The organism is Massilia arenae, from assembly GCF_008014745.1.
Classification (GTDB): domain Bacteria; phylum Pseudomonadota; class Gammaproteobacteria; order Burkholderiales; family Burkholderiaceae_D; genus Telluria; species Telluria arenae.
The window spans coordinates 202574-227876 of sequence record NZ_VPFD01000003.1; the positions used below are offsets into that span (position 1 = coordinate 202574).

Annotated in this window: 14 protein-coding genes; 4 read left to right on the top strand and 10 right to left on the bottom strand. The window is 65.6% G+C overall.

Annotated features, from left to right (window positions below):
- Positions 1-25 precede the first annotated feature (25 nt).
- The 4 genes from FVD38_RS03535 to FVD38_RS03550 form a co-directional block, all read right to left on the bottom strand.
- Positions 26-310 (bottom strand): DUF4404 family protein, encoded by a 285-nt coding sequence (locus tag FVD38_RS03535; protein ID WP_137171525.1) that lies wholly within the window; start codon positions 308-310, stop codon positions 26-28.
- Positions 311-439: 129 nt separating this feature from the next.
- Positions 440-2599 carry a M3 family metallopeptidase gene (locus tag FVD38_RS03540; RefSeq protein WP_147933547.1) on the bottom strand — a complete coding sequence of 720 codons (2160 nt, stop codon included), beginning with the start codon at positions 2597-2599 and terminating at the stop codon, positions 440-442.
- Between the two features lie 68 nt (positions 2600-2667).
- The gene (locus FVD38_RS03545) at positions 2668-4791 is read right to left on the bottom strand and encodes a M3 family metallopeptidase (RefSeq protein ID WP_147933548.1); all 2124 of its coding nucleotides are present in this window, start codon (positions 4789-4791) and stop codon (positions 2668-2670) included.
- Between the two features lie 91 nt (positions 4792-4882).
- A complete protein-coding gene (locus FVD38_RS03550) occupies positions 4883-7033 on the bottom strand; it encodes a M3 family metallopeptidase (RefSeq protein ID WP_147933549.1) in 2151 nt (716 codons plus the stop codon).
- A gap of 194 nt (positions 7034-7227) precedes the next feature.
- Here FVD38_RS03550 and FVD38_RS03555 point away from each other — a divergent pair, with 194 nt between their 5' ends.
- Positions 7228-8532: an FAD-dependent oxidoreductase gene (locus FVD38_RS03555; RefSeq protein WP_147933550.1), complete on the top strand. Its 1305-nt coding sequence runs from the start codon at positions 7228-7230 to the stop codon at positions 8530-8532.
- A 3-nt stretch (positions 8533-8535) separates the two neighbouring features.
- On the opposite strand, the gene FVD38_RS03560 is transcribed toward FVD38_RS03555, so the two are convergent.
- The 3 genes from FVD38_RS03560 to FVD38_RS03570 form a co-directional block, all read right to left on the bottom strand.
- Positions 8536-8739: a SlyX family protein gene (locus tag FVD38_RS03560; protein ID WP_123068043.1), complete on the bottom strand. Its 204-nt coding sequence runs from the start codon at positions 8737-8739 to the stop codon at positions 8536-8538.
- A 62-nt stretch (positions 8740-8801) separates the two neighbouring features.
- Positions 8802-10943 (bottom strand): DUF4214 domain-containing protein, encoded by a 2142-nt coding sequence (locus FVD38_RS03565; RefSeq protein WP_147933551.1) that lies wholly within the window; start codon positions 10941-10943, stop codon positions 8802-8804.
- 176 nt (positions 10944-11119) lie between these two features.
- Positions 11120-13189, bottom strand: a complete 2070-nt coding sequence (locus FVD38_RS03570; RefSeq protein WP_147933552.1) for a UvrD-helicase domain-containing protein — start codon at positions 13187-13189, stop codon at positions 11120-11122.
- Between the two features lie 218 nt (positions 13190-13407).
- Here FVD38_RS03570 and FVD38_RS03575 point away from each other — a divergent pair, with 218 nt between their 5' ends.
- Positions 13408-13893 (top strand): SRPBCC family protein, encoded by a 486-nt coding sequence (locus tag FVD38_RS03575; protein WP_147933553.1) that lies wholly within the window; start codon positions 13408-13410, stop codon positions 13891-13893.
- Between the two features lie 14 nt (positions 13894-13907).
- Here FVD38_RS03575 and FVD38_RS03580 read toward each other — a convergent pair whose 3' ends face one another.
- From FVD38_RS03580 to hemE, 3 genes are all read right to left on the bottom strand, one after another.
- On the bottom strand, positions 13908-15353 hold the full coding sequence (locus FVD38_RS03580) for a dihydrolipoyl dehydrogenase (RefSeq protein ID WP_147933554.1): 1446 nt from the start codon (positions 15351-15353) through the stop codon (positions 13908-13910).
- Between the two features lie 20 nt (positions 15354-15373).
- Entirely contained in the window at positions 15374-17398 is a 2025-nt protein-coding gene (locus tag FVD38_RS03585; RefSeq protein ID WP_147933555.1) for a primosomal protein N', read from the bottom strand.
- Between the two features lie 546 nt (positions 17399-17944).
- Entirely contained in the window at positions 17945-19027 is a 1083-nt protein-coding gene (gene hemE, locus FVD38_RS03590; protein ID WP_147933556.1) for a uroporphyrinogen decarboxylase, read from the bottom strand.
- Between the two features lie 91 nt (positions 19028-19118).
- Here hemE and FVD38_RS03595 point away from each other — a divergent pair, with 91 nt between their 5' ends.
- Together FVD38_RS03595 and FVD38_RS03600 are read left to right on the top strand one after the other, a co-directional pair.
- Positions 19119-21050 (top strand): S9 family peptidase, encoded by a 1932-nt coding sequence (locus FVD38_RS03595; RefSeq protein WP_147933557.1) that lies wholly within the window; start codon positions 19119-19121, stop codon positions 21048-21050.
- Complete coding sequence (locus FVD38_RS03600; RefSeq protein ID WP_147933648.1) at positions 21050-25186, top strand: DEAD/DEAH box helicase; 4137 nt, start codon at positions 21050-21052, stop codon at positions 25184-25186. Before FVD38_RS03595 ends, FVD38_RS03600 begins: the two co-directional genes overlap by 1 nt.
- Positions 25187-25303 lie beyond the last annotated feature (117 nt).

Sequence of the window (25303 nt, forward strand, 5' to 3'; positions counted from 1 at the left end):
ATGACTTGTGGCTTATTCGCCTACGTCAGATGCCCATATTCGACAGGATTTGCCCCAGTTCACGCAGGCCGGACTCGACGCGCGGGTGGCGGGCGGCGAAGCGCGCCGCCAGTTCCTGGGTGCGCGAGCCCAGGCCATAGGTATTGGCGTCGAGCTGCTGCTCGGCGCGGCGCTCCAGCACTTTTTCGATGTCGCCATCGAGCTGGCGCAGCAGTGTTTCCAGTTCGACGTCGGTCTCGCCGGTTTCTTGCAGTTCGCGGTGCAGGGCTTTCAGGCGTGCCTTCAGGTCGGCATCGTGTTCGGGTTGCATCGTGGTCTCCGGTGTTGGCTCGATTTCATTGTAAGCCATGGGGGGCGGGAGCAGGAACACGTAGGGTGGACGGCTGTGCCGCCCACGCGGTGATAGCTACCGGTCATGTCGCCACGACCGGTTCCGACATCACTCGCCAGTCAAACCACGACGCTCCAGCAGCGGCTTGATGTCCGCATCCTTGCCGCGGAAGTTGCGGTACATCTGCATCGCATCCAGCGTGCCGCCGCGCGACAGCAGGGTCTTGCGGAAGTGGTCGCCGTTCTTGCGGGTGAGGCCGCCGTTGGCCTTGAACCATTCGACGGTGTCGGCGTCCAGCTTCTCGGCCCACAGGTAGCCGTAGTAGCCGGCCGAGTAGCCGCCCGAGAAGGTGTGCGAGAAGTAGGTGCTGCGATAACGCGGCGGCACCAGGGCGAAGTCGACGCCGGCCTTCTTGAGCGCTTCAGCCTCGAAGGCCAGCACGTCCTGCGGGATCTGGTTCGGGGCCAGCTGGTGCCAGGCCTGGTCCAGCAGCGCCGCGGCCAGGTACTCGGTGGTGCGGAAGCCTTCGTTGAACTGCGCCGAGGCCTGGACCTTGTCCAGCAATTCCTTCGGCATCGGCTCGCCGGTCTGGTAGTGCTTGGCGTAGTTCGCCAGCACTTCAGGCCAGGCCATCCACATCTCGTTCACCTGCGACGGGAACTCGACGTAGTCGCGCGGCACGCGCGAACCCGAGAAGCGCGGGTACTGCACGTCCGAGAACATGCCGTGCAGCGCGTGGCCGAACTCGTGGAAGGTGGTGCGCACTTCGTCGTAGGTCAGCAGGGTCGGCTCGCCGGCGGCCGGCTTGGCCACGTTCAGGTTGTTGGCGATGACCGGCTTCGTGCCCAGCAGCTTGGTCTGCGGGACCCAGGCGTTGGCCCAGGCGCCACCGCGCTTGTTCGAGCGCGCGTACGGATCGAAGGTGAAGATCGCCAGCTGCTTGCCGTCGACGTCGAACACGTCAAAGGTGCGCACGTCTTCGTTGTAACCCGGCAGGTCCTTGCGCTCCTTGAAGGTCAGGCCGAATTCCTTGTTGGCGGCGAAGAACACGCCGTCCACCAGCACGCGGTTGATCTCGAAGTAGGGACGCAGCTGGCCGGCGTCGAAGGCATAGCGCTGGGCGCGCACCTTGTCGCTGTAGAAGGCCCAGTCATGCGCGGCGGCCTTGAAGCCACCCTTCTCGGCATCGATCACCTTCTGGATGTCGGCCGCTTCCTTCTTGGCGTTGTTGACGGCCGGCGTAGCCAGTTCGCCCAGCAGCGCGTTGACGGCGTCGGTGGTCTTCGCGGTCTGCTCTTCCAGGTTGTAGGCGGCGTGGTTCGGGTAGCCCAGCAGCACGGCGCGCTCGGCGCGCAGCTTAGCGATCTGCAGCACGGTCTGGCGGGTGTCGAACTCGCCGCCGCGGCTGCCGCGCGCCATCGATGCCGACAGCAGCTTGGCGCGGGTGTCGCGGTGGGTCAATACCGACAGGGCGGCCTGCTGGGTGGTGTTCACCACGGGAATGACGAACTTGCCGTCCAGGCCACGCTTTTTACCTTCCGCGGCGGCGGCGTCGATCGCCTTGTCGCTCATGCCGGCCAGCTCTTCGCGGGTATCGACCACCAGCGCCGAGGCATTGGCTTCCTTGAGCGTGTTCTGGGCGAACTGGGTCTGCAGGGCGGCCAGCTTGCTGTTGTACTCCTTCAGCTTGACCTTGTCCGCTTCGGACAGCTTGGCGCCGGCGCGTTCGAAGTCGTTGTTGTAGCGGTCCAGCAGGTAGGCCGACTCGGCATCCAGCTTCAGGCTGTCGCGCTTGTTGTACAGGGTGTTGATGCGCTGGTACAGCTTGCCGTTCAGGCGGATCGCGTCGCTGTGCTGCGACAGCTTCGGCGCCATCTCGCGGCCCAGGGCGATCAGGGTGTCGTTGGTGTAGGAGCCCGACAGGGTGCCGAAGGCGGTGCTCACGCGCGCCAGCATGCGGCCGGCGCGTTCCATCGCGACGATGGTGTTCTCGAACGTCGGCGCGGCCTTGTTGTTGGCGATCTTCTCGATCTCGGCGGCGTGCTGGCGCATCGCTTCGGCGTAGGCCGGCGCGAAGTGCTCGTTGCGGATCTTGTCCCAGGCCGGGTAGTTGAACGGCAGGGTGCTCTCTTTCGCGAACGGGTTCGATGCGTCGAACTTGGCCGAGGCGGCGACTGGCGCGGCGGCTTGGGCCGCTGGCGCCGCGTGGGCGATGTTCAGAACGGCGGCGCTCACGGCGGCGGCCAGCAGGAAGTGGGTACGTTTCATATTGTTTGCTTCTCGTTGTGAAGATGATGCAGAAGGAAGCCGGCGCGGGGCCGGCTTCCCGGGCCAGCTTAGTTCAGGCCGCGGCGTTCCAGCAGCGGCTCGATGACCGGGTCACGGCCGCGGAAGTCGCGGTACATGTCGACCGCGTCCATGGTGCCGCCCCTAGACAGCACCTTCTGGCGGAACACGTCGCCGTTCTTGCGCAGCAGGCCGCCGTTTTCCTTGAACCATTCGCCGGCATCGGCGTCCAGGCGCTCGGCCCACAGGTAGCTGTAGTAGCCGGCCGAGTAGCCGCCGCCCATGGCGTGCGAGAAGTAGGTGCTGCGGTAGCGCGGCGGCACCGGTGCGAAGTCCAGGCCGGCGTCCTTCAGTGCCTGCTTCTCGAAGGCGATCACGTCGCTCGGCATCTGCTTGGAGCCCAGCTGGTGCCATTTCTGGTCCAGCACCGCGGCAGCCAGATACTCGGTGGTGCGGTAGCCTTCGTTGAAGCGCTGGGCGGCGCGCAGCTTGTCCAGCAGTTCTTTCGGCATCGGCGCGCCGGTCTGGTAATGCCTGGCGTAGCTGGAGAGGACCTCAGGCCAGGCCATCCACATCTCGTAGACCTGCGACGGCAGCTCGACGTAGTCGCGCGGCACGTTGGTACCCGAGAAGCGTGGGTACTTCACCTTCGAGAACCAGCCGTGGGTGGCGTGGCCGAGTTCGTGGAAGGTGGTGCGCACTTCGTCCCAGCTCAAGAGGGTCGGTTCGCCGGCGGCCGGCTTGGTCAGGTTCAGGTTGTTGGTGATGACCGGCTTCTGGTTCAGCAGGAAGCTCTGGTCGACCAGGGAGCTCATCCAGGCGCCGCCGCGCTTGTTCGAACGCGCATACGGGTCGATCACGAAGATCGCCAGGTGCTCGCCGTTTTCCTCGAACACGTCGTAGACGCGCACGTCCGGATCATAGGTCGGCAGGTCGGTGCGCTGCTTGAAGGTGATGCCCCACAGCTGGGTGGCGGCGAAGAAGGCGCCCTTCTCCAGCACGTTGTTGAACTCGAAATAGGGCTTGAGCTGGTTGGCGTCGAAGGCGTACTTGGCGGTGCGCACCTTGTCGCTGTAGTAGTTCCAGTCCTGGGCTGCGACCTGGAAGCCACCCTTCTCGGCATCGATCACGGCCTGGATCTCGGCGGCTTCTTTCTTGGCGTTGCGCACGGCCGGCGCGGTCAGGTCGCCCAGCAGCTTGTTGACCGAGGCGGTGTCCTTGGCGGTCTGGTCTTCCAGCGAATAAGCCGCGTAGCTGTCGTAACCCAGCAGTTCGGCGCGCTCGGCGCGCAGCTTGGCCAGCTGCAGCACGACGTTGCGGTTGTCGAACTCGCCGCCGCGGGCGCCGCGGATCATCGAGGTGTTCAGCAGCTTTTCGCGGGTGCCGCGGGTGCTCAGCTGCGACATCGGCGGCTGCTGGGTGGTGTTCACGACAGGGATCACGAACTTGCCGTCCAGGCCGCGCTTCTTCGCTTCCACGGCGGCCGCTTCGATCGCCTTCTCAGGCAGGCCGGCCAGCTCTTCGCGGGTATCGACCACGAAGGCCGAGGCGTTCACTTCGCGCAGCACGTTCTGGCTGAACTGGGTCTGCAGCGCGGCCAGCTGGGCGTTATAGCCTTTCAGCTTGCCCTTGTCGGCATCGGACAGGTTGGCGCCGGAACGCACGAAGTCCTTGTAGTAGCGCTCAAGCAGGAACTTCGATTCCGCGTCCAGGCCCAGCGAGTCGCGCTTGTCGTGCAGGGTCTTGATGCGCGCGAACAGCTTCGGGTTCAGGCGGATCGCATCGCCGTGGGCCGCGAATTTCGGCGCCAGGTCTTTTTGCAGCGCCTGCAGCGTGTCATTGGTGTACGAACCGGTCAGCGTGTAGAACGCCGTACGCACGCGCGTCAGCAGTGCGCCCGAACGCTCCATCGCCACGATCGTGTTGTCGAACGTCGGCGCGGCCTTGTTGTCGGCGATCTTCACGACTTCAGCCGCTTCCAGGCGCATGCCTTCGGCAAACGCTGGCGCGAAGTGCTCGTTCTTGATCTTGTCGAAGGCCGGGTAGCCGTATTGCAGGGTGCTCGGCTTGGCGAACGGATTCGAGGCCTCCAGGGCCGCAGCCGCCGGTTGGGCGAAGGAGAAGGTGGCCATGGCGACGCTGGCTGCGATCAGCAGCAGTTGGGGACGGTTCATAGTGTCTCTTGTGCGTTGTGAGAAAGAAGTACTGCAAATAGCACGCCGCCCTCACCCGCTGCTCGTGACAGCGAATGAGGGCGGCGCGATATCAGTTTGCGGCCGGCTTGGTCTCGAGCAGGCCGGGCCGCGTAAGGCCGCGGCGCTCGAGCAGCGGTCCGATTTCCGGATCGCGGCCGCGGAAGTTGCGGAACAGGTCCATCGCTTCCGCCGTGCCGCCGCGCGACAGCAGGGTCTTGCGGAAGTGATCGCCGTTCTTGCGGGTCAGGCCGCCGCTTTCGGTGAACCACTTGACGGTCTCGGCGTCGAGGCGCTCGCTCCACAGGTAGGCGTAGTAGCCGGCCGAATAGCCGCCGCCCATCGAGTGCGAGAAGTAGCCGGTGCGGTAGCGCGGCGGCACTGGCGGATAGGCCACGCCGGCATCCTGCAGCGCCTTGGCTTCGAACGACAGCACGTCCGTCGGCACCTGGCTCGGAGTGAGCTGGTGCCAGCGCTGGTCGAGCAGCGCCGCGGCCAGGTACTCGGTGGTGCGGTAGCCCTGGGCGAACTTCTTCGAGGCGACCACCTTGTCCAGCAGCTCTTTCGGCATCGGCGCGCCGGTCTGGTGGTGCCTGGCGTAATTGGAAAGGACCTCGGGATAGGTCACCCACATCTCGTTGACCTGCGACGGATACTCGACGAAGTCGCGCGGCACGTTGGTGCCCGAGAACTTCGGATACTTCACGTCCGAGAACATGCCGTGCAGCGCGTGGCCGAACTCGTGGAAGGTGGTGACCACTTCATCGTAGGTCAGCAGGGTCGGTTCGCCGGCCGCTGGCTTGGGGATGTTCAGGTGGTTGCCGATGACAGGCTTGTGACCCAGCAGATGCGACTGCGAGACGTATTCGTTCATCCAGGCGCCGCCCTGCTTGTTGCCGCGTGCATAGGGGTCGAAGATGAAGATCGCCAGCGGCTTGCCGTCGACGTCGAAGATGTCGTACACGGTCACGTCCGGGTTGTACACCGGCAGATCCTTGCGCTGCTTGAAGGTGATGCCGAATTCCTTGGTGGCGGCAAAGAACACGCCGTCGACCAGCACGCGGTTCAATTCGAAGTAAGGGCGCAGCTGGCTCTCGTCGAAGTTGAAGGTCGCGGCGCGTACCTTGTCCTGGTACATCGGCCAGTCCCAGGCCGCGACCTGGTACTTGCCACCTTCTTTGTCGATGACCTTCTGGATCTCGGCCGCTTCCTTCCTGGCGTTGTTGACGGCCGGCGCGGCCAGGTCGCCCAGCAGCTTGTTGACGGCGGCCGGGTTGCGCGCGGTTTCCAGTTCCTGCGAATAGGCCGCGAAGTTCGGGTAACCCAGCAGCACGGCGCGCTCGGCGCGCAGCTTGGCCAGGCGCAGCACCTGCTCCGTGGTGTCGAACTGGCCGCCATGGGTGCCGCGCTCCAGCGACGCCTTCATCAGGCGCTCGCGGGTGGCGCGCTCGGTCAGGAACGACAGCGCCGGCTGGCTCGAAGTGTTGACGATCGGGATCGCGAACTTGCCCTTCTGGCCGCGCTTGGCGGCTTCGTCGGCGGCGGCGCTGATCTGCGCATCGCTCATGCCGGCCAGTTCGGCGCGGGTGTTTACGATCAGGGCGGCGGCGTTCGCGCCCTTGAGCACGCGCTGCTGGAAGTCCGATTGCAGCGAGGCGATCTCGCCATTGAATTTCTTGAGCTTGGCCTGGTCGGCCTTCGACAGGTTGGCGCCGGCGCGCACGAATTCCTTGTAGTAGCGCTCGAGCAGGTGGACCGACTCGGCGTCCAGGCCCAGCGACGCGCGCTTGTCGTGCAGCGCCTTGACGCGCGCGAACAGTTTTGGGTTCAGGTGGATCGCGTCGGAGTGGGCCGCCAGCTTGGGCGACATCTCGCGGTCGACCGCGTCCAGCGTGTCGTTGGTGTTAGCGCCCTGCAGGTTCGAGAAGGTCGCGTACACGCGCGCCAGCAGCTGGCCGGAACGCTCCAGCGCCACGATGGTGTTTTCAAAAGTAGGCGCGGCCTTGTCGTTGGCGATCGCCTCGACCTCGCGCAGCTCTTCGCGCATGCCGGCGTTGAAGGCCGGCAGGAAGTGCGCGTCCTTGATCTTGTCGAAGGCCGGGTAGTTCAGCGGCAGGCTGCTGGGCTGGGCGAAGGGGTTGGAGGCGTCGAGGACGGGAGCGGCAATGGCTGCATGTGCCAGCGCGACGCTGGCAGCCACGATGAGCAGTTTTGGACGGATCATGAGGTCTTTCGCGAACACTAGGGAAGGTACTGCCGGGGCTGGCTCGACAGCAGTGCGCTAAAGATCATAGCAGGCTTGCAAGGCCACCGTAACAATTAAAAAGTATAGCAATGTATCAGGATCAGGCACCCCGTATTGACGCCCCGGACGCGGCGCCTGTGCTAGCATCGGCCGGCCCTGCATCCCTTCCTTCCATGCATATATCCGGATTAAACATCGTCGATTCAAACATCGACGCCATCGTCGTCGGCACCGGTCCCGGCGGCGCCAGCACGGCGCGCGAACTGGCCCGTACCGGCAGCCGCGTCCTGCTGCTGGAACAGGGCGGCGCCGCGCCGCTGGCGGGCACAGTGACGCAGATGGCCGCGATGGCGGCGGTGCCGGGCCGCGGCGCCTTCGTCCATCGCGACGCGTCGCTGCTGGTCGGCGGCACCACCCTGGGCGGCAGTTCGGCGGTCAACTTCGCCACCGCCGCCGCGCCGCCGGCCGCCTACTTCGCGGAGTACGGCATCGACCTGGCGCCGGCGCTGGCCGAGCTGCGCGCCGAACTGCCCATCGGACCGCTGCCCGACGCCCTGGTCGGCCCGATGGCCACGCGCATCATGGCGGCGGCGCGCGCCGCGGGCGTCGACTGGCGCAAGCTGGACAAGATGATCCGCCCCGCGCTGTGCCGCAGCGGCTGCTGGCGCTGCGCCTATGGCTGTCCGTTCGGCGCCAAATGGAGCGCGCGCGACCTGGTCGACGAGGCGCTGCGCCACGGCGCGCAACTGATGGCCCACAGCCGGGTGACGCGGGTGCTGCTGGAGGGAGGACGCGCGGCCGGGGTCGAGCTGCAGCACGAAGGCCGCCTGCGCACGCTGCGCGCGCCGCTGGTGGTGCTCAGCGGCGGCGGCGTCGGCAGCCCGCGCATCCTGCATGCGTCGGCGCTGGGGCCGCGCCACGCGCCCTTCTTCAGCGATCCGGTGGTGGCGGTGATGGGCAGCGTCGACGGCCTCGATGGCGGCGCCGAAGTGCCGATGGCGGCCGGCTGGCACGATGCCGGACAGGGCATCGCGCTGGCCGACCTGACCCTGCCGCGGCCGATGTACGGCGCCTTCGCGGCCCAGGTGGGCCGCATCGACCGCCTGTTCGCGCACCGGCGCACCCTCTCCATCATGGTCAAGATCCGCGACGAGATCGGCGGGCGCATCGGGCCGCGCTGGGCCGACAAGCGCCTGGCCGCGGGCGACCGCGCGCGCCTGCGCGAGGGCGAGCGCATGGCGCGCGCGATCCTGGCCGAGGCCGGGGCGCACCACGTGTTCAAGAGCTGGCATTTCGCCGCCCATCCGGGCGGCAGCGTGCGGATCGGAGAAGGAGTCGACGCCGACCTGGAAACGCGCACACCGGGGCTGTACGTGTGCGATGCGTCGGTGCTCCCGCGGCCGTGGGGCCTGCCGCCGACGCTGACCCTGCTGTGCCTGGGCAAGCGGCTGGGCCGGCACCTGGCACGGCGCGGCTAGGAATCAGTAGTGCGGGGGACGCTCGTTGAGCGGCGCCTGGCCGGCGTCGCGCAGGGTGCGCACGTGGTCGGCCAGCTTGGCCACCATCGCCTCGAGCCCGTCGATGCGGCGTTCCTGGCGGTAGATGGTCTTGTTCAGCTCGTCCAACAGGTCTTCCTGCTGGGCGAGCTTGATCTCGAGACTGATGAAACGGTCTTCCTGGGTCATGACGGACTCCGGCAAAGCCGGCATTATGCCAGCCGGCCAGGAGATTGAACGCTGGTTCCTCGTCAGGCCGGTGGAGTGTAGGTGACGAAGTCCAGCCCTTGGCCGATCAGCTCGATCACATTCGCCTTATTTTCTGGACTTTCGGCGAAATCGACCAACATCTGGGCGCGTCCGTTCTGGCCAATCATCTGCGACCAATACAGCAGGCCACCGGTGTCCGGCTCACGGTCTAGCACGTTCTGGTAAAGCTTATAAATAAACTCCTGGTCGGTCGAGTTCTCGCCATACAACTGCTTGAACTCGGGCTGAATCATGAACTCGGTGGCTACCTGGTGCAGCGAAGTGCCGTTATCCATGCGCCAGTTCCAATAGCCCAGGCCCTCGTCCTCGGCCGTACGATTCAGCACGGCTGCGTACTGACGGAAAATCTGGGCCGATGATTCGTCAATCGCCTTCCAGCCATCGTCGAACTTGATGCGCTCGATGTTGAACAGGCCGTCGACCTCGCCGTTCGGCGCGGTCACCGTATAGCCCCAAGTTTCCTTCTTGATCGTGTAGGCCTCGCGTGAACCGCTGTAGACCACTGCATCGAGGCCAGCACCGCCATCGATCGCATTACTGCCGGCATTGTTAGTGATCGTGTTGGCGCCTGCCGTGCCAGCCTGGAACCCGCTGTGATTGATCGTCATCGGCATGCTTTGCTGGCCGGCGGTTGCGTTACCTGCGTCGTCGACCGACGTTACGATGACATTATAGTTTCCATTTGGCAGTGGCTGGGAGGCCAGCGCCCACTTGCCATCACCGCCTACCGTGGCGGTACCGATCTTGATGAAGTCGCCATCACGGTATAGTTCAATCGTTGTGCCTGCTTCGCCGGTGCCGGTGAACAAGGAACGGTTATTGCCTGCTTCCACGGCGATGCTTAGGGTCGGCACCGACGGCGCAGTAGAGTCGATATGGAACAGCACCTGGTTGCTCGCCTGGGAGACATTGCCAGCTGCATCGGTGGCGGTGGCAAAAATCTGGTAGTCGCGTCTATCCACGAAGGGATCCGTCGAACGGGTGCTCCACAGGCCGCTGCCATCGGCCTGGGCCGTGGCGATCAGCTTGTCGCCGAGATAGACCTTGACCGTCGAGTTGGCCTCGGCGCTGCCGTTCAGCAGCAGGATGTTGCCGGTGGTCGCGTAATCCTTGCCGTTCTGCGTCACTGCCAGCACCGGCGCCGCTGGCGCCACCGTGTCCGCCACCACGTTGGCGCGCTCGACCGTCATGTCGGCGAACTGCAGCCAGTCGATATTGCGCAGGGTATCCGTCCCCTCCGCGCCCGATACCGTCAGTGCGCCGTCGCCCAAAGTGCCGAAGGTATAGCTATTGCGGTTGCCGTTATAGACCACCGTATCGATTCCTGCTCCGCCGTCGATCATATCGTTGCCTCCATTACCTTGCAAAGTATCGTTGAATTGGGTGCCCACCAGGACGTCGTCCTTGTAGCTGCCGGTGATGTAGCGTCCGCCGCTGCCGTTGATGCCGAGCGCTCCGCGCAGGCCATCGCCACCGTACAGCCAGTTGAAGGCGGCGATGTCATAGGGACGGTAGGTGCTGTACCAGCCGCCCTGCAAGTCGTAGGACATCAGCGTGTTGCTGGTATTGTTTTCGTTGCTGGGCAAGACGATCTGCGCTTCCGAACCCTCGCGGAAAGGGTGCTTCAGGCCCAGTGCGTGACCCAGCTCGTGCAGCAGGGTTTCATAGCCCTGGGTGCCCGGCGTCAGGTTCCCGGTAATGTGCTCCCAGTTAGCATTGTCCAGGTACACATAGGCATTCGCCGTGTACTCGGTCAGCGTACCGTCCGAAGTCGAGCGGTAGCCGGCCTGCCAGCTGCACAGGCCAGTCGTGTACTGGCCCTCGAGATCCATGTTCGCCAGATGAATCTGGGCGGCCGTCCCGGTTCCCGTTTCACGGAATTCGATGCCGGTGATCTGCTGCAGATAGGTGAAGGCGGTGCGGGTCGCCGCCTGCTGGGCGACGCTGAACGTTTCCTGGCCGGTCTTGTCGGCCTCGTTGCCCGACTCCGTCGAAAAGGTGTAGAACAGGAGGTTGGCGTTGGAATTGCTGAGGTAATTCCAGTCGGGTCCCTTGTCCAGCAGGGCGTCGATGTGGTTCAAGCCCGAGAGCGGGGTATTGGTGATGTCGGAAACGGTGGCCATGGATCGGAAAGAAAACGTTGCGCTTGCCACACGGCAATTGCCGTGAAACTTTAGCTATCGAAAAACTCGCATTCGGGCAAGTATTTCTTGCCCGACAGTTGAAGTCAAATGCGATTTCAATCGTGCGCAGGTCTTGTCGATCCGCCAAGGCTTACGCGCAACGTTCTATTTCCAACTTATTCAGGAACCGGTCTCGGTGTTGCCAACAAGGCTTTAAGGTTTGCCAATCTTTCCTTTGGGCTCAGGATTTCGCTTTCCATCGGCGCCGCCTCGCCGACGTCCAGCGCCATTTCCTTGATGAAACGCGAAGGATCGCAATTCACCAGTTCACCGGCGCGCTTGCGACGCTTGCACCAGCTCACGTGCAAGGTGCGCTGGGCACGCGTGATGCCCACATACATCAGGCGCCGTTCCTCCTGGATGCGCGCCGCGATCGACTCGACCGACGCGTCAGGATCGCCCTTGTGCGGCAAGATCCCCTCTTCCACCCCGACCAGGTAGACGTGCGGATACTCAAGGCCCTTGGAAGCGTGCAGGGTCGACATGCGCACCGCATCCTCTTCCTCGTCCTGGCCTTCGAGCATCGACATCAGGGCCACCATCTGGGTCAGCTCGAGCAGGTTTTTTTCCTCGCCGTCGCGGTCGCGTCCGCCACGGCCGCGCTCCTTCAGCCAGTTATTGAACTCGAGCACGTTCTGCCACTTGGCCTGGGCCGCGCGGTCGTCGAAATTCTCGTAGAGATAATGCTCGTAGTTCATCTCCTTCATCATGTCGTCGAGCACCTCGGCCGCATGGTCGCCGCTGCCTGACGGTCCCGGGCGGGTGGCGCGGTCTTCCAGCTCGGCGATGAACTGGCAAAAGTCGCGTAGCGAACCCAGCTGGCGGTCGGCCAGCTTGGCTTCGATGCCGCCCTTGCGCGCCGCCTCGTACAGCGAACAATTCCACTGCTTGGAAAATTCGCCCAGCACTTCCAGCGTGGCCATGCCGACCCCGCGCTTGGGGGTCGTGACGGCGCGGATGAAGGCCGGGTCGTCGTCCTGGTTGGCGATCAGGCGCAGGTAGGCGATGATGTCCTTGATCTCGGCCTTGTCGAAGAAGCTCTGGCCGCCCGACATCGTGTACGGGATGCGCTCCTTGCGCAGCGCCTGCTCCATCACGCGCGCCTGGTGGTTGCCGCGGTACAGGATGGCGAAATCGGACCATTTGTTCTTGCGCTGGAAGTGCTCGGACGAGATCATGATCGCGACCTGGTCGGCTTCCTGGTCGTCGTTCTGCATGCCCAGCACCTTGATCGGCTCGCCCAGGCCGTGCTCCGACCACAGCGACTTCTCGAACAGTTTCGGGTTATTGCCGATGACGGCGTTGGCCGCCTGCAGGATGCGGGTGGTGGAGCGGTAGTTCTGCTCGAGCTTGATCACCTTGAGGTCGGGGAAATCGTCGCCCAGCGTTTTCAGGTTCTCGACCGAGGCGCCGCGCCAGGCATAGATCGCCTGGTCGTCGTCGCCGACGGCCGTGAACATCGGCTTCTTGCCCACGCCCGTCACCAGCAGCTTGACCAGCTCGTACTGGCAGGTATTGGTGTCCTGGTATTCGTCCATCAGCAGATAGCGCAGGCGCCGCTGCCAGCGGTCGCGGATCGGTTCGTTATTGCGGAACAGTTCCACCGGCAGGCGAATCAGGTCGTCGAAGTCGACCGCCTGGTAGGCCTGCAGGGTCGCCACATAGCTGCGGTAGACGCGCCCGGCCATGGCCTCGTCCTCGTCGCGCGCCGCCTTGATCGCGTCTTCCGGGTCGACCAGGCCGTTCTTCCACAGCGAAATCGTGTTCTGGATACCGCGGATTTCCTGTTTATCCGTGCTCATCGCCAGGTCGGAGACGATGGTGTAGCAGTCGTCGCTGTCCATGATCGAGAACTTGTCCTTCAGGCCCACCCCGGCCGCTTCCTGGCGCAGGATCTTGACGCCCAGCGAGTGGAAGGTGGACACGGTCAGCTGCTTGGCCTGCTTGGGCTGCTTGAGCAGCTTGCCGATACGCTCCTGCATCTCGAGCGCCGCCTTGTTGGTGAAGGTCAGGGCGGCAATGGTGCGCGGATCGTAGCCGCAATGCTCGATCATGTAGGCGATCTTTTGCGTGATCACGCGGGTCTTGCCCGAGCCGGCGCCGGCCAGCACCAGGCATGGGCCGTCGAGATATAGCGCGGCTTCGCTCTGCGGCCCGTTGAGGCCGAATCGTGGTGCAGTGGACATGGGAATTATTTCTGGAGGGACAGGCAGCGATTGTAACAATCTGGCGGGCCCAGCGGGCGATGGCACGCGCCGCCCGCACTGGATTGCAACACTGCGGATTGCAACACCGGCCGGCGCTGGGCCGATCGGGAGAGCCAGGGCGCGCCGGCGCGCAATCGAGTAACATGCGTTCTTTGCGGCGTGCGCCGCTGCGGCTCTATTTTCCGGACATACGCCCTATGAAATTCGAACATCTCGTTGAAATCAACGACCCGATGAACCCGCTGATCGACACCCTCACCCGCGAGCAGGTCTGGCATGGCCTGGTCCTGCGCGCCGAAGACCCGAAGATGTTCATTCCGCACCTGGACGCCAGCGAGATCGTCGAGCGCGAGGCGGGTGCTTTCCGCCGCCGCCTGACTTTCGGCGAGCTGGTGATCGAAGACCAGGTGTTCCTGACCCCGCTGCAGGAAGTGCGCTACGAGGTGCCGGCCCAGGGCGAGATCGCGGCCTCGAGCCTGCGCATGATCATCGAGGCGCCGACCAATGCCATGCTGCTGGTGCGTTTTTGCTACGACGACGGCACCGGCGAACACGCCGATCCGGCCAACGCGATGTATGACGAATTCAAGAAGTCGGCCTATGAAGAAGCCGACCTCGATACGGTGCGCATCCTGCGCAAGCTGGCCAGCGAAGGCAAGCTGAACACCACGCTGCTGAACTGAGCGTCAACGCAATGTTACGTTCCCGGCTCGGTATCGGCCGGGTCGGTCTGGCTATCGCCCTTCGACAGGTTGGTGGCCAGGTCGCGCAGCGCGGTGCGCACGCCCTCCTCGATCACCGGATGGTAGAACGGCATCTCGAGCATCTGGTCGACCGTCAGGCGCATCTGGAAGGCCCATGACAGTAAATGGGCCAGATGTTCGGCGCGTGGCGCGATCATCTCGGCGCCCAGGAACAGCCGGGTGCCATACTCGGCATACACCCGCAACATCCCCTTGTTCTGCAACATGACCCGGCTGCGGCCCTGGTTGGCGAAGGACACGCTGCCGACCGCGAACTTGCGCTGGCCGCCGGCGCACAAGGTCTTGTAGTTCCTGCCCAGGGTGGCGATATTCGGTTCGGTGAAGGCCACCGCGATCGGCGCGCGGCGCAGGCCCGGACGCACGTCCGGATAGCGGCCCGCGTTGTCGCCGGCGATCTTGCCGTGGTCGGCCGCGTCGTGCAGCAGCGGGCGCTCGTTGTTGGCGTCGCCCGCGATGAAGATATTGCTGGTCCCGCACTGCATGGTGCGCGCGTCGAAATGGGGGATGCCGTCCGGCCCCAGCTCCAGGCCCGTGTGCTCCAGTCCCAGGTCGTGCACATTCGGCGTACGGCCGGCCGTCATCAGCACGTACTGGAAGTGCTCGGTGCTTTCCTTGCCCAGCGCATCGCGCACCGTCAGCGCCACGTCGCCATCTTCCTTCTCTTGCACCGCCCCGACCACCTCGGTCTGGAAGGCGATGTCGAGTTCTTCCATCAAGACCCGTCCAGCGCAGCGCAGCACTTCGGGATCGGTGATGTTGGCGATGCTGCCGCCGCGCGCGTAGAAGCGCACGCGCACGCCGAGCCGGGCCAGGGCCTGGCCCAGTTCGAGGCCGATCACGCCGGTGCCGATCACGGCCACCGAGCGCGGCAGGTCGTCCCAATAGAACACATCGTCGCTGGTGACGATGCCGGGACCGACGTTCTCGAGCTGCGGCAGGCGCAGCGGCGTGGAACCGGTGGCGATCACGATGCGGCCGGCCTGGATCTCGGTGTGGTCGTCGACCACCAGCGTGCAGGGGCCGGTGAAGCGCGCGCGGCCCTGCAGGCGGTCCTGCACCGGCATCGCCTCGATGCCCTCGAGCACGAAGCCGACGAAGCGATCGCGTTCGCGCTTGACCCGTTCCATCACAGCAGGGCCGTCGATGCGTTTTTGACCGGCATGCACGCCGAACGGCGCGGACGTATCGATCACGTGGGACGCCTCGGCCGCCGCGATCAGAAGCTTGCTCGGCATGCAGCCGACCCGCGCGCAAGTGGTGCCGTATTGCCCGCTCTCGATCGCCACCGTCCGGGCGCCCAGCGCCTTGGCGGCGCGGTAGGCGGTCATGCCGGCGGTGCCGGTGCCGATGATGGCCACGTCCACGTTCATTTGTTTCATGCTGCTCCCCTCTTTCTCATCTAGATGTCGAGTGGGTCGACTTCCAGCGACCACTTTACGCGGGATTTCATCGCCCGCAGTTGTTCTACCCAGACCCGCAGGTAGGCCTGCAGCGCCGGACGCGAACTGGACTCGACCAGCAACTGGGCGCGGTCCACATTATGCACCCGCGTCATCGTCATCGGGATCGGGTCGTTGATCAGGATGGCGTCGCTCGGCAGGCAGTCGCGCGCCGCTTCCAGGAATTCGATCGCGATCGGCAGCTCCTTCGCCTCGGCGCGCAGCAAGGCCTGGTACATATAGGGCGGCAGCCCGGCTTCCTTGCGCTCTTCGAGCAGCTGGCCGGCAAAGCGCTCGTAATCGTGGCGCATCACCGCGCCGTACAGCGGGTGCTGCGCATACCGCGTCTGCACCAGCACCTCGGACGGCGCGCCGCCGCGGCCGGCCCGTCCCGCCACCTGCATCAGCTGGGCGAACAGGCGCTCGCTGGCGCGGTAATCCTGCGAGAACAGGGCGGTATCGGGGTTCAGGATGCCGACCAGGGTCAGCTTCTTGAAGTCGTGGCCCTTGGCGACCATCTGCGTGCCGATCAGGATGTCCACCTCGCCCCGGTGCACGCTGTCGAAGGCGGCTTGCGCGCTGCCCTTCAGGCGCGTGGAGTCGGCATCGATGCGCAGGATGCGCGCTTCCGGGAACATGGCATGTAAATGTTCTTCTACCCGCTGGGTGCCGCGGCCCAGCGGCTGCAGGTCCACGTTGCCGCAGGTCGGGCAGGAGCGCGGGATGCGCAATTCGAGGCTGCAGTGGTGGCAGCGCAGCCGGTGCTCGGGCTTGTGCAGCACCATGAAGGCGGTGCAGCGGGTGCAGTTGCTGATCCAGCCGCAGGCGTCGCAGCTGATCACCGGGGCATAGCCGCGCCGGTTCAGGAACAGGAGCGACTGCTCGCCGCGCTCCAGCCGCCCGCGCAGGGCCGCCAGCACCTCGCTCGTCAGCCCGTCGCGCGCGCGGTCGCGTTCCATGTCCACCAGCCTGACTTTCGGCAGCACGGCGTCGCGCACGGCGCGCTCGCGCAGGTCCAGCCGCTTGTACCGGCCGGAGCGCGCGTGATGCCAGGATTCGAGCGATGGCGTGGCCGAGCCGAGCACGATCGGGATCCCCAACTGGTGCGCGCGCCACACGGCCAGGTCGCGCGCCGAATAGCGCAAGCCTTCCTGCTGCTTGTACGAGGGGTCGTGCTCTTCGTCGATCACGATCAGTTGCAGGTGCGGCAGCGAGGCCAGGATCGCCAGCCGGGTGCCGAGCACGATGCGCGCCTGGCCGTTGTGCGCGGCCAGCCAGTGCAGCATGCGCTCGCCCTCGGACAGGCTGCTGTGCAGGGTGGCCAGCATCATGCCCGGAAAGCGGGCCCGGATATTCCCTTCCAGCTGGGGCGTCAGGTTGATCTCGGGGACCATGATCAGGATCTGCGCCTGCGGGTCGCGCGCGAGCACCCGGGCGCAGGCCTGCAGGTAGACCTCGGTCTTGCCGCTGCCGGTCACGCCCCACAGCAGCAGCGGCGTGAAGCCTTCGGCGCCGCCGATCGCGTCGGCCGCCTCTTGCTGGGCGGGATTCAGCACCGGCATGTCGACCGCCGTCGCATCTTGCTGGAGGTCGAGTTTCGCCAGTTTTTTCAGGGCGCGGTCCAGCGCCACCGTCTTGGGCACCCGCAGGTTCTTGGGCAGGCCGGGCAGCGCCACCTCGCCCAGCGGTCGCTGGTAGTAGTCGGCGGCGAAGCGCGCCAGGGCGATCCAGCGCTCCGGCAGCGGTGACAGCTGGCTGCGCACGGCCAGCGCATCCTTCAGTTTTTCGGGCGCGATATCGGTCTCGAACTTGACCGCGACGATCAGCGCCATGATTTCGCGGTGCGCGAACGGCACCAGCGCCAACTGGCCGGGCAGCGGTTCTTCGCCCGGCCGGCATGGCCAGCGGTAGTCGAAACTGCTGTTCAGCGGTGTATCGAGCACGACTTCGAGGAAGCAATGCGTGCTATCGGTGCTGGTTGACAATCTGGGCCCTGTGCAAATCTGTGGAAAACTTTGTGAATAGCGTGGGGCTTGACCCCATCAAAGGTTTACGTTAGATCAAGTCGCCATCGATAATTCTCAAATTCAAGACAATTTTTTGCTTATGAATCAATGACTTGCGTATTCGTGCTCAGACCTGTTAACAAGCTCGAGGGCTCTTTCCGCATTGTGCATAACTAGGGTATCCGGCGTGGAAAACTCGCTGCATTGCGTCACAAACTTAAGGCAATACTTGAAGAAGCGCGCTAAGTGCCGGTAAACCAAGCACTTTTCCCCATTGTTAAAACGTCTGTTGATAACTTTGTGAACAAGAGCCGAACTTTGCTGAATTCTACTGGACAACCTTGTGGCGCGGGACGCACTCAGCACTGGCTCGAAGCAAAAAACGCTTATAAATCATCGTTTTACGCTGATTCAGAAGATGCTGAGATGTCCACAGGAATTTTTACCCACTTTTAGGAAGTTGTGAACAAGTGAGGGGGTTGACTGACGGCCTTGTCAAGAGGGCCGCCAGTCGCGGGGAATAACTCAGGCGGCGCGCTGCTTGCGGCTGAAGCTATGGACGGCGTCGACCATGGCACTGACCGATTCCGGTGGCGTGAATTGCGAGATGCCGTGGCCCAGGTTGAACACGTGGCCATGGCCGCGCGACGGCGCGCCATAGGCAGTGAGCGAGCGCTCGACTTCGGCGCGGATCTGGTCCGGCTCGGCGAACAGGATGGCCGGATCGAGATTGCCCTGCAGCGCCACGCGGTCGCCCACCAGCTTGCGCGCGCGGCCCAGGTTGACGGTCCAGTCCAGGCCCAGCGCGTCGGCGCCGATGTCGGCCATCTCGTCCAGCCAGATGCCGCCGCCCTTGGTGAACACGATGGCCGGGATGCGCACGCCATCGTGTTCGCGCTTCAGGCCGGCGAGGATCTTGCGCATGTAATCGAGCGAGAACTCCTGGTAGGCGCCATCGGCCAGCGCCCCGCCCCAGGAGTCGAAGATCATCACGGCCTGGGCGCCGGCGTCGATCTGGGCGTTCAGGTACTGGGTCACGGCCTGCGCATTGATGTCCAGGATGCGGTGCATCAGGTCCGGACGGCTGTACAGCATCTTCTTGACCGTGTGGAATTCACGCGAGCCGCCGCCTTCGACCATATAGCAGGCCAGCGTCCACGGGCTGCCCGAGAAGCCGATCAGCGGCACGCGGCCATCGAGCGCGGTGCGGATCGAGGTCACGGCCTTGAACACATAGTCGAGCGAGGCCATGTCCGGGACCGCCAGCGCGTTCACTTCGGCCTCGGTGCGCAGCGGACGCTCGAATTTCGGGCCTTCGCCATCGGCGAAATACAGGCCCAGGCCCATCGCGTCCGGCACCGTCAGGATGTCCGAGAACAGGATCGACGCGTCCAGCGGATAGCGGTCGATCGGCTGCAGCGTGACTTCGGTGGCGTAGTCGGGATTCTTCGCCAGCCCCAGGAACGAACCGGCGCGCGCGCGGGTGGCGCGGTATTCCGGCAGGTAGCGGCCCGCCTGGCGCATCAGCCACACCGGGGTGTAGTCGGTCGGCTGGCGCAACAGCGCACGCAGGAAGGTGTCGTTCTGGAGCGGGGCAAATTGTGGCATGGCTGACAATGGCGTTGGTAAGGAAACGGCTATTATCGCATTCTTGGGCAAACACTATAATGCTCGTCCGACCAAGGAAAGAGCCCAGATCATGACGATTGCCACCAGCAAACAACCCCTGCCCTGCGGCGCCTGGCCGTCCCCGATCAGCGCCGCGGTGGTCGCCGCCGGCGCGGTGCCGCTGGCCCAGCTGATGCTCGACGGACCGCGCCTGGGCTGGCTCGAGGGCCGCGCCAGCGAGGGTGGACGCACGACGCTCATGGTCCACGATGCCAACGGCACGCGCGAACTCACCCCGGCGCCCTTCAATGTGCGCAGCCGCGTCCATGAATACGGCGGCGGCGCCTGCCTGCTGGCTGGCGGCGTGGCCTGGTTCTCGCATCATGTGGACAACCGCCTGTACCGGGTCGAGGCGGATGGCCAGCCGGTCGCCGTGACCGCCGAGGGCACGGGCCACCGCTTCGCCGACTTTGTTCTCGATGGCGCGCGCCGGCGCCTGATCGCCGTGCGCGAGGATCACTCGGCCGGCGCTGATTACCCCGTCAATACGCTGGCCGCGATCGGCTTCGACGGCGTCGAGACCGTGCTCGTGGACGGCAACGACTTCTATGCGGCGCCGCGCCTGTCGCCCGATGGCCGCCAGCTGGCCTGGCTGTGCTGGGACCATCCGCGCATGCCGTGGGAAGGCACGGAACTGTGGCTGGCCGATGTGGCCGACGATGGGACGCTGGTGAACGGCCGCCTGGTCGCGGGCGGCCCTGAAGAATCGATCTGCCAGCCCGAGTGGTCGCCCGGTGGCCTGCTGCACTTCGTGTCGGACCGCAGCGGCTGGTGGAACCTGTACCGCTACGACCACGGCGTCGTACATGCGCTGTGCCCGCGCGAGGCTGAATTCGCCGGCCCGCACTGGAGCTTCGGCGGTGCGCTGTACGGTTTCCGCTCCGAGGACGAGATCGTGTGCGCCTACGTCGAACAAGGCGTCAGCTATCTGGCAAGGCTGGCGGGCGGCAACCTGATTCCGCTGGAGTCGCCGTATGAAGAAATCCGCGAGCTGCGCGTGCAGGGCGACGTCGTGGCCCTGCTGGGCGGCGCGCCGACCATCGCGCCGGAGCTGGCGCGGATCGACCTGGAGACTGGCGCCAGCGAAGTGCTGGCGCATTCGATCCCGCAACTGCCGGCCACCGGCTACCTGTCGGTGCCGCTGGCGATCGACTATCCGAGCGAAGATGGACGCATCGCCCACGCCTTCTATTACGCGCCCACCAATGCCGACCATGCGCCGCAAGAGGGCGAACTACCGCCGCTGATCGTGATCGGCCACGGCGGCCCGACCGGCATGGCGGCCAGCACCCTGAAGCTGTCGACCCAATACTGGACCAGCCGCGGCTTCGCCGTGCTGGACGTGAACTATGGCGGCAGCACCGGCTTCGGCCGCGCCTACCGCAACCTGCTCAAGCACCAGTGGGGCGTGGTCGACGTCGAGGATTGCGTGGCCGGCGCGCGCCACCTGGCGGCGCAAGGCGTCGTCGACCCTGAGCGCCTGCTGATCCGCGGCAGCAGCGCCGGCGGCCTGACGGTGCTGTCCGCACTCAGCTTCCACGACGTGTTCAAGGCCGGCGCCAGCTACTACGGCGTGTCCGACCTGGCCGGACTGGACGCCGATTCGCACAAGTTCGAGTCGCACTACAACCAGTACCTGATCGCGCCGCCGGAAACCGCCGCAGCGGTGTACCGTGAGCGCTCACCGATCCACCATACCGATAAACTGCGGCGGCCGATGATCTTCTTCCAGGGCCTGGACGACAAGGTGGTGCCGCCGCAGCAATCCGAGAGCGTGGTCGAGGCGCTGCGCGCGCGCAAGCTGCCGGTGGCCTACCTGACGCTCGAAGGCGAGGGCCATGGCTTGCGCAAGGCTTCCAGCGTGGTGCGCACGCTGGAAGCGGAGTTGTATTTCTACCTGCGCGTGTTCGGCATCCCGGTGCCGGCCGACCTGCCTGCGATCGAGATCGAGAATCTCGCGTGATGATGGAGGACGTGAACGCGCGCCTGGCCGCCTGCACGGCGGAAGAACGCGCACTGCTGGTCGTGCTGGCGATCGCGGGCGAGCCGATGGGCCGCCAGCGCATCCTGGAACATATGCGGGCGCTGGGCGTGGCGCTGCCGCTCGCGCAATGGGCCGATGAACTGGCGCGCCTGCGCGAGCGCGGCCTGGTGGTCGACATGAGCGAGCGCGGCGTCGGCATCGCTCCCGACCTGGCCTGGCCGGTGCTGGATGCGGCCCTAGACGATGGCCTGTTCGACAATGTGGCCGGCGCCTATGCCCAGGTGTCGACCGTGCGCCGCGACTGGCAGGGTAACCTGATGCTGCGCACCTACCGCCAGGGCCTGGCCCTGCTGCGCATCGCCCTGCTCACCGGGCAGGAGCACGACGTCGTGTCTCCGCTGCTCGACGCCTGCCAGCGCTGCCACGAGGCGAGCTACCTGCATCCGCTGGTCGACGTCTGCGCGCGCCCGTTCGCGCCGTCGCTGATGGAACGCATCCACCCGCGCCTGCGCGAAGGCATCCTGCACATCCTGGTCATGCATGCGCGCAGCGAACCGGCGCTGGCGCCTGGCGTGCGCGAGTACGCCGAGCGCCTGATACCGCGCAGCAGCCCCGAAAGCCCGCTGCGCCGTTCGCTGGGCGAACATTACATCCTGTGCGGCCGCCTGGACGACGCCCTGGCGCTGGTGAGCGAGACGGGCGATTCGCCCGGCTTGTTCCTGCGCAGCGTGGTGCAGGTGCTGCGCGACGATAGCGATGCGGGCCTGGCCGGTATCGATGCGTCGATCAAGCAGCTGCGCCGCGAAACCGGCAAGCGCAAGGCGGTATTCGACGGCCACTGCGCGCACATCGCGATGGCCGCCCTGCTGCGCAGCAGCGACCCGGGTCACCTCAAGCTGGCCGACGCCTGGCTCGAGATCGAGACGCGCGCGGTACAGCGGGCCGACAACGCGGTGTGGTTCCAGCTCGGCATGCTGCACGAGATCCAGCGCGGCACCGTCGACGCGGCACTGTTCGGCACGCGCAGCTGGGAGATGTCGCTGGAGCCGACCGTGTTCCGCGCCCTGATCCATCACTGGCTGGCCCTGCCGTCACTGAACGCGCAAGGTGCGCGGCTGGAAGACATGCTGCTGCAATCCGAGGCGGCCGGCTTCGACCTGTGGTCGGCCCAGCTGGCCGGGGTGCTGGCGCAGATGGGCCAGGCCGGCCACCTGGCGCATGAACAACGTGCGAGCGAACTGCGGCGCAAGCACCGCCTGCCCGACATGACCGGCTGGTTCGCGCGCGAGGAACCGTGGGAACGCCAGCTGAACGCGCTGATCAACCTGCAACCGGCGGCGAACGTGGAAAACGTGCGCGAATCGCGCCTGGTCTGGCTGATCCGCTACGACCCGCACCTGGGCGTGCAGGAGCTGGAGCCGCGCGAGCAGAAGCGCGATGCGCAAGGCGGCTGGAGCCGCGGCCGCGCCATGGGCCTCAAACGCCTGGCCGAGGAAGGCGCCCAGCTCGACTTCCTGACCGCGCAAGACCTGCAGGCCGTGAACGCGATCGCCGGCCGCCGCTACTACGCCGGCAGCGGCATCCGCTTCGAACTCGAAGTGCACAAGGCGCTAGCGGCCCTGGTCGGCCACCCGCTGCTGTTCTGGATGGAGTCTCCCGGCACCCGGGTCGAGCTGCTGCCGGGCGAGCCGGAATTGCTGGTCAAGAAAACGGGCGACAAGGTGTCGATCGTGCTGAACCCGCCGGTAGAAGACAATGTTGGCGAAGTCGTGGTCACGCGCGAGACGCCGACCCGCCTGCGCCTGGTGCACATCAGGGACGAGCACCGGCGCATCGCCGCCATCGTCGGCGAAGGCTTGACGGTGCCGATGGAAGCGGAGCGTCGCGTGCTGCGCGCAATCGGCGCGGTGTCGTCGATCGTCACCGTGCAGTCGGACATCGGCGCCAGCAGCAGCGATATCGAGACCGTGCCGGCCGACCCGCGCCTGCACGTGCTGTTGCGTCCCTACCAGCACGGTATGCGCATGCAGCTACTGGTGCGTCCCCTGCCGGGCGGCGCTTATTATGGCCCTGGCGAAGGCGCGGCCAATGTGATCGCCGACGTCGACGGCATCCGCACCGAGGCCCAGCGCGACTTGAACGCCGAACGCGAAGCCGAACGCCAGCTGATCGGCGCATGCCAGGCCCTCGAGCACGCGGAACCTGACCATGGCGAATGGCTGCTCGGCCAGCCGCTGCTGGCATTGGAACTGGTCGACCAGCTGCGCGCGCTGGATGGCGAGTCCATCGTGGTCGCCTGGCCCGAGGGCGAAAAATTCAGGGTCACCAGGAAGGCCACGACCAAATCGGTGCGGGTGCAGATCCGGCGCGAGCGCGACTGGTTCGCGGCCAGCGGCGACGTCGTGATCGACGAAGGCCGCGTGATGAACCTGCGCACCCTGCTGGAAAAGCTCCAGGAGAGCGGCAGCCGCTTCGTGGCCCTGGGCGAGAACGAATACCTGGCCCTGTCCGACGAGCTGCACCGGCGCCTGACGGAGCTGGGGGCCTATGGCGAACTCCATGGGGACGGCATCCGCACCCACGCGCTGGCCAGCTTCGCGCTGGACGAGTTGGCGCGGGACGCCGGCCACGTCGACGCCGACAAGGCCTGGCAGGGGCACCTGGAACGCATGGCCGACAATGCCGCCTACCTGCCCGAGCTGCCTTCCACCCTGCAGGCCGAGCTGCGCGATTACCAGGTCGACGGCTTCCAGTGGCTGGCGCGCCTGGCGCACTGGGGCGTCGGCGCCTGCCTGGCCGACGATATGGGTCTCGGCAAGACCTTGCAGGCGCTGGCGCTGCTGCTGACGCGCGCCAAGGACGGCCCGGCGCTGGTGGTGGCGCCGACCTCGGTGTGCCTGAACTGGATCGACGAGGCCGCGCGCTTCGCACCGACCTTGAAACTGCACCTGTTCGGCCCCGGCGAGCGCGCTGCGACGATCGACAACGCCGGGCCGTTCGACGTGGTCGTGGTCAGCTATGGCCTGCTGCAGCTGGAAGCGGCGCGCTTCAAGGGCCGGCGCTGGCGCAGCATCGTGCTCGACGAGGCGCAGGCGGTCAAGAATATGCACACCAAGCGCTCGCAGGCGGTGATGGCGCTGCAGGGGGACTTCCGCATGGCAGCCACCGGCACGCCGCTGGAAAACCACCTGGGAGAATTGTGGAACCTGTTCCGCTTCATCAATCCGGGCCTGCTGGGCAGCGCCGACCAGTTCCAGCTGCGCTTTGCCGGCCCGATCGAGAAAGCCCAGGACAAGCGCGCCGAGGCCGGAGCTAGATCCCGCCTGCGGCGCCTGACCGCGCCCTTCATCCTGCGCCGCACCAAGGCGCAAGTGCTGTCCGAGCTGCCGCCGCGCACCGAGATCGTGGTCCCGGTGGAACTGAGCGCCGAAGAAAACGCGCTGTATGAATCGCTGCGCCGCCAGGCCCTCGACAAGCTGGCCGCACTCGAAGCGCCGGAGGGCCAGAAGGCGATCGAGATCCTGGCCGAGATGATGCGGCTGCGCCGCGCCTGCTGCAATCCCGAACTGGTGGCGCCCGGCGCCGGCATCGCCAGCAGCAAGCTGGCGACGTTTGCGCGCCTGACCACCGACCTGCTCGAGAACCGGCACAAGGTGCTGGTGTTCAGCCAGTTCGTCGACCACCTGACCCTGATCCGCCAGTATCTCGACGCGCAGGGCATCGCCTACCAGTACCTGGACGGATCGACGCCGATCCAGGAACGCAAGCGCCGCGTGGATGCCTTCCAGGCCGGCGAGGGTGACCTGTTCCTCATCAGCCTGAAGGCGGGCGGCGTCGGCATCAACCTGACGGCGGCCGACTACGTGATCCACATGGACCCGTGGTGGAACCCGGCGGTCGAGGACCAGGCGTCGGATCGCGCTCACCGCATGGGCCAGCAGCGGCCGGTGACCATCTACCGCCTGGTGGCGCGCGGCACGATCGAGGAAGGCATCGTCGACCTGCACCGCCACAAGCGCGACCTGGCCGACAGCCTGCTCGAAGGGACCGAGATGGCGGCGCGCATGTCGCCGGGGGATATGCTGGAGATGCTGCGAAGCGGCTTGGGGCACTGATTTATCAAAACCTCAATGTTGGCATTGATGCGTGTCGGAATGTTTCAACTGCCCGCAAATGATGCAATTAGTGCTAATCTGCACGCCTTCACGCCTGTGCGCATCCAGGCATCTCCT

Bases quoted from the DNA above. Each gene is read 5' to 3' on its own strand.
- FVD38_RS03535 (WP_137171525.1), bottom strand. From the start codon at position 310: ATGCAACCCGAACACGATGCCGACCTGAAGGCACGCCTGAAAGCCCTG.
- FVD38_RS03540 (WP_147933547.1), bottom strand. From the start codon at position 2,599: ATGAAACGTACCCACTTCCTGCTGGCCGCCGCCGTGAGCGCCGCCGTT.
- FVD38_RS03545 (WP_147933548.1), bottom strand. From the start codon at position 4,791: ATGAACCGTCCCCAACTGCTGCTGATCGCAGCCAGCGTCGCCATGGCC.
- FVD38_RS03550 (WP_147933549.1), bottom strand. From the start codon at position 7,033: ATGATCCGTCCAAAACTGCTCATCGTGGCTGCCAGCGTCGCGCTGGCA.
- FVD38_RS03555 (WP_147933550.1), top strand. From the start codon at position 7,228: ATGCATATATCCGGATTAAACATCGTCGATTCAAACATCGACGCCATC.
- FVD38_RS03560 (WP_123068043.1), bottom strand. From the start codon at position 8,739: ATGACCCAGGAAGACCGTTTCATCAGTCTCGAGATCAAGCTCGCCCAG.
- FVD38_RS03565 (WP_147933551.1), bottom strand. From the start codon at position 10,943: ATGGCCACCGTTTCCGACATCACCAATACCCCGCTCTCGGGCTTGAAC.
- FVD38_RS03570 (WP_147933552.1), bottom strand. From the start codon at position 13,189: ATGTCCACTGCACCACGATTCGGCCTCAACGGGCCGCAGAGCGAAGCC.
- FVD38_RS03575 (WP_147933553.1), top strand. From the start codon at position 13,408: ATGAAATTCGAACATCTCGTTGAAATCAACGACCCGATGAACCCGCTG.
- FVD38_RS03580 (WP_147933554.1), bottom strand. From the start codon at position 15,353: ATGAAACAAATGAACGTGGACGTGGCCATCATCGGCACCGGCACCGCC.
- hemE (WP_147933556.1), bottom strand. From the start codon at position 19,027: ATGCCACAATTTGCCCCGCTCCAGAACGACACCTTCCTGCGTGCGCTG.
- FVD38_RS03595 (WP_147933557.1), top strand. From the start codon at position 19,119: ATGACGATTGCCACCAGCAAACAACCCCTGCCCTGCGGCGCCTGGCCG.
- FVD38_RS03600 (WP_147933648.1), top strand. From the start codon at position 21,050: ATGATGGAGGACGTGAACGCGCGCCTGGCCGCCTGCACGGCGGAAGAA.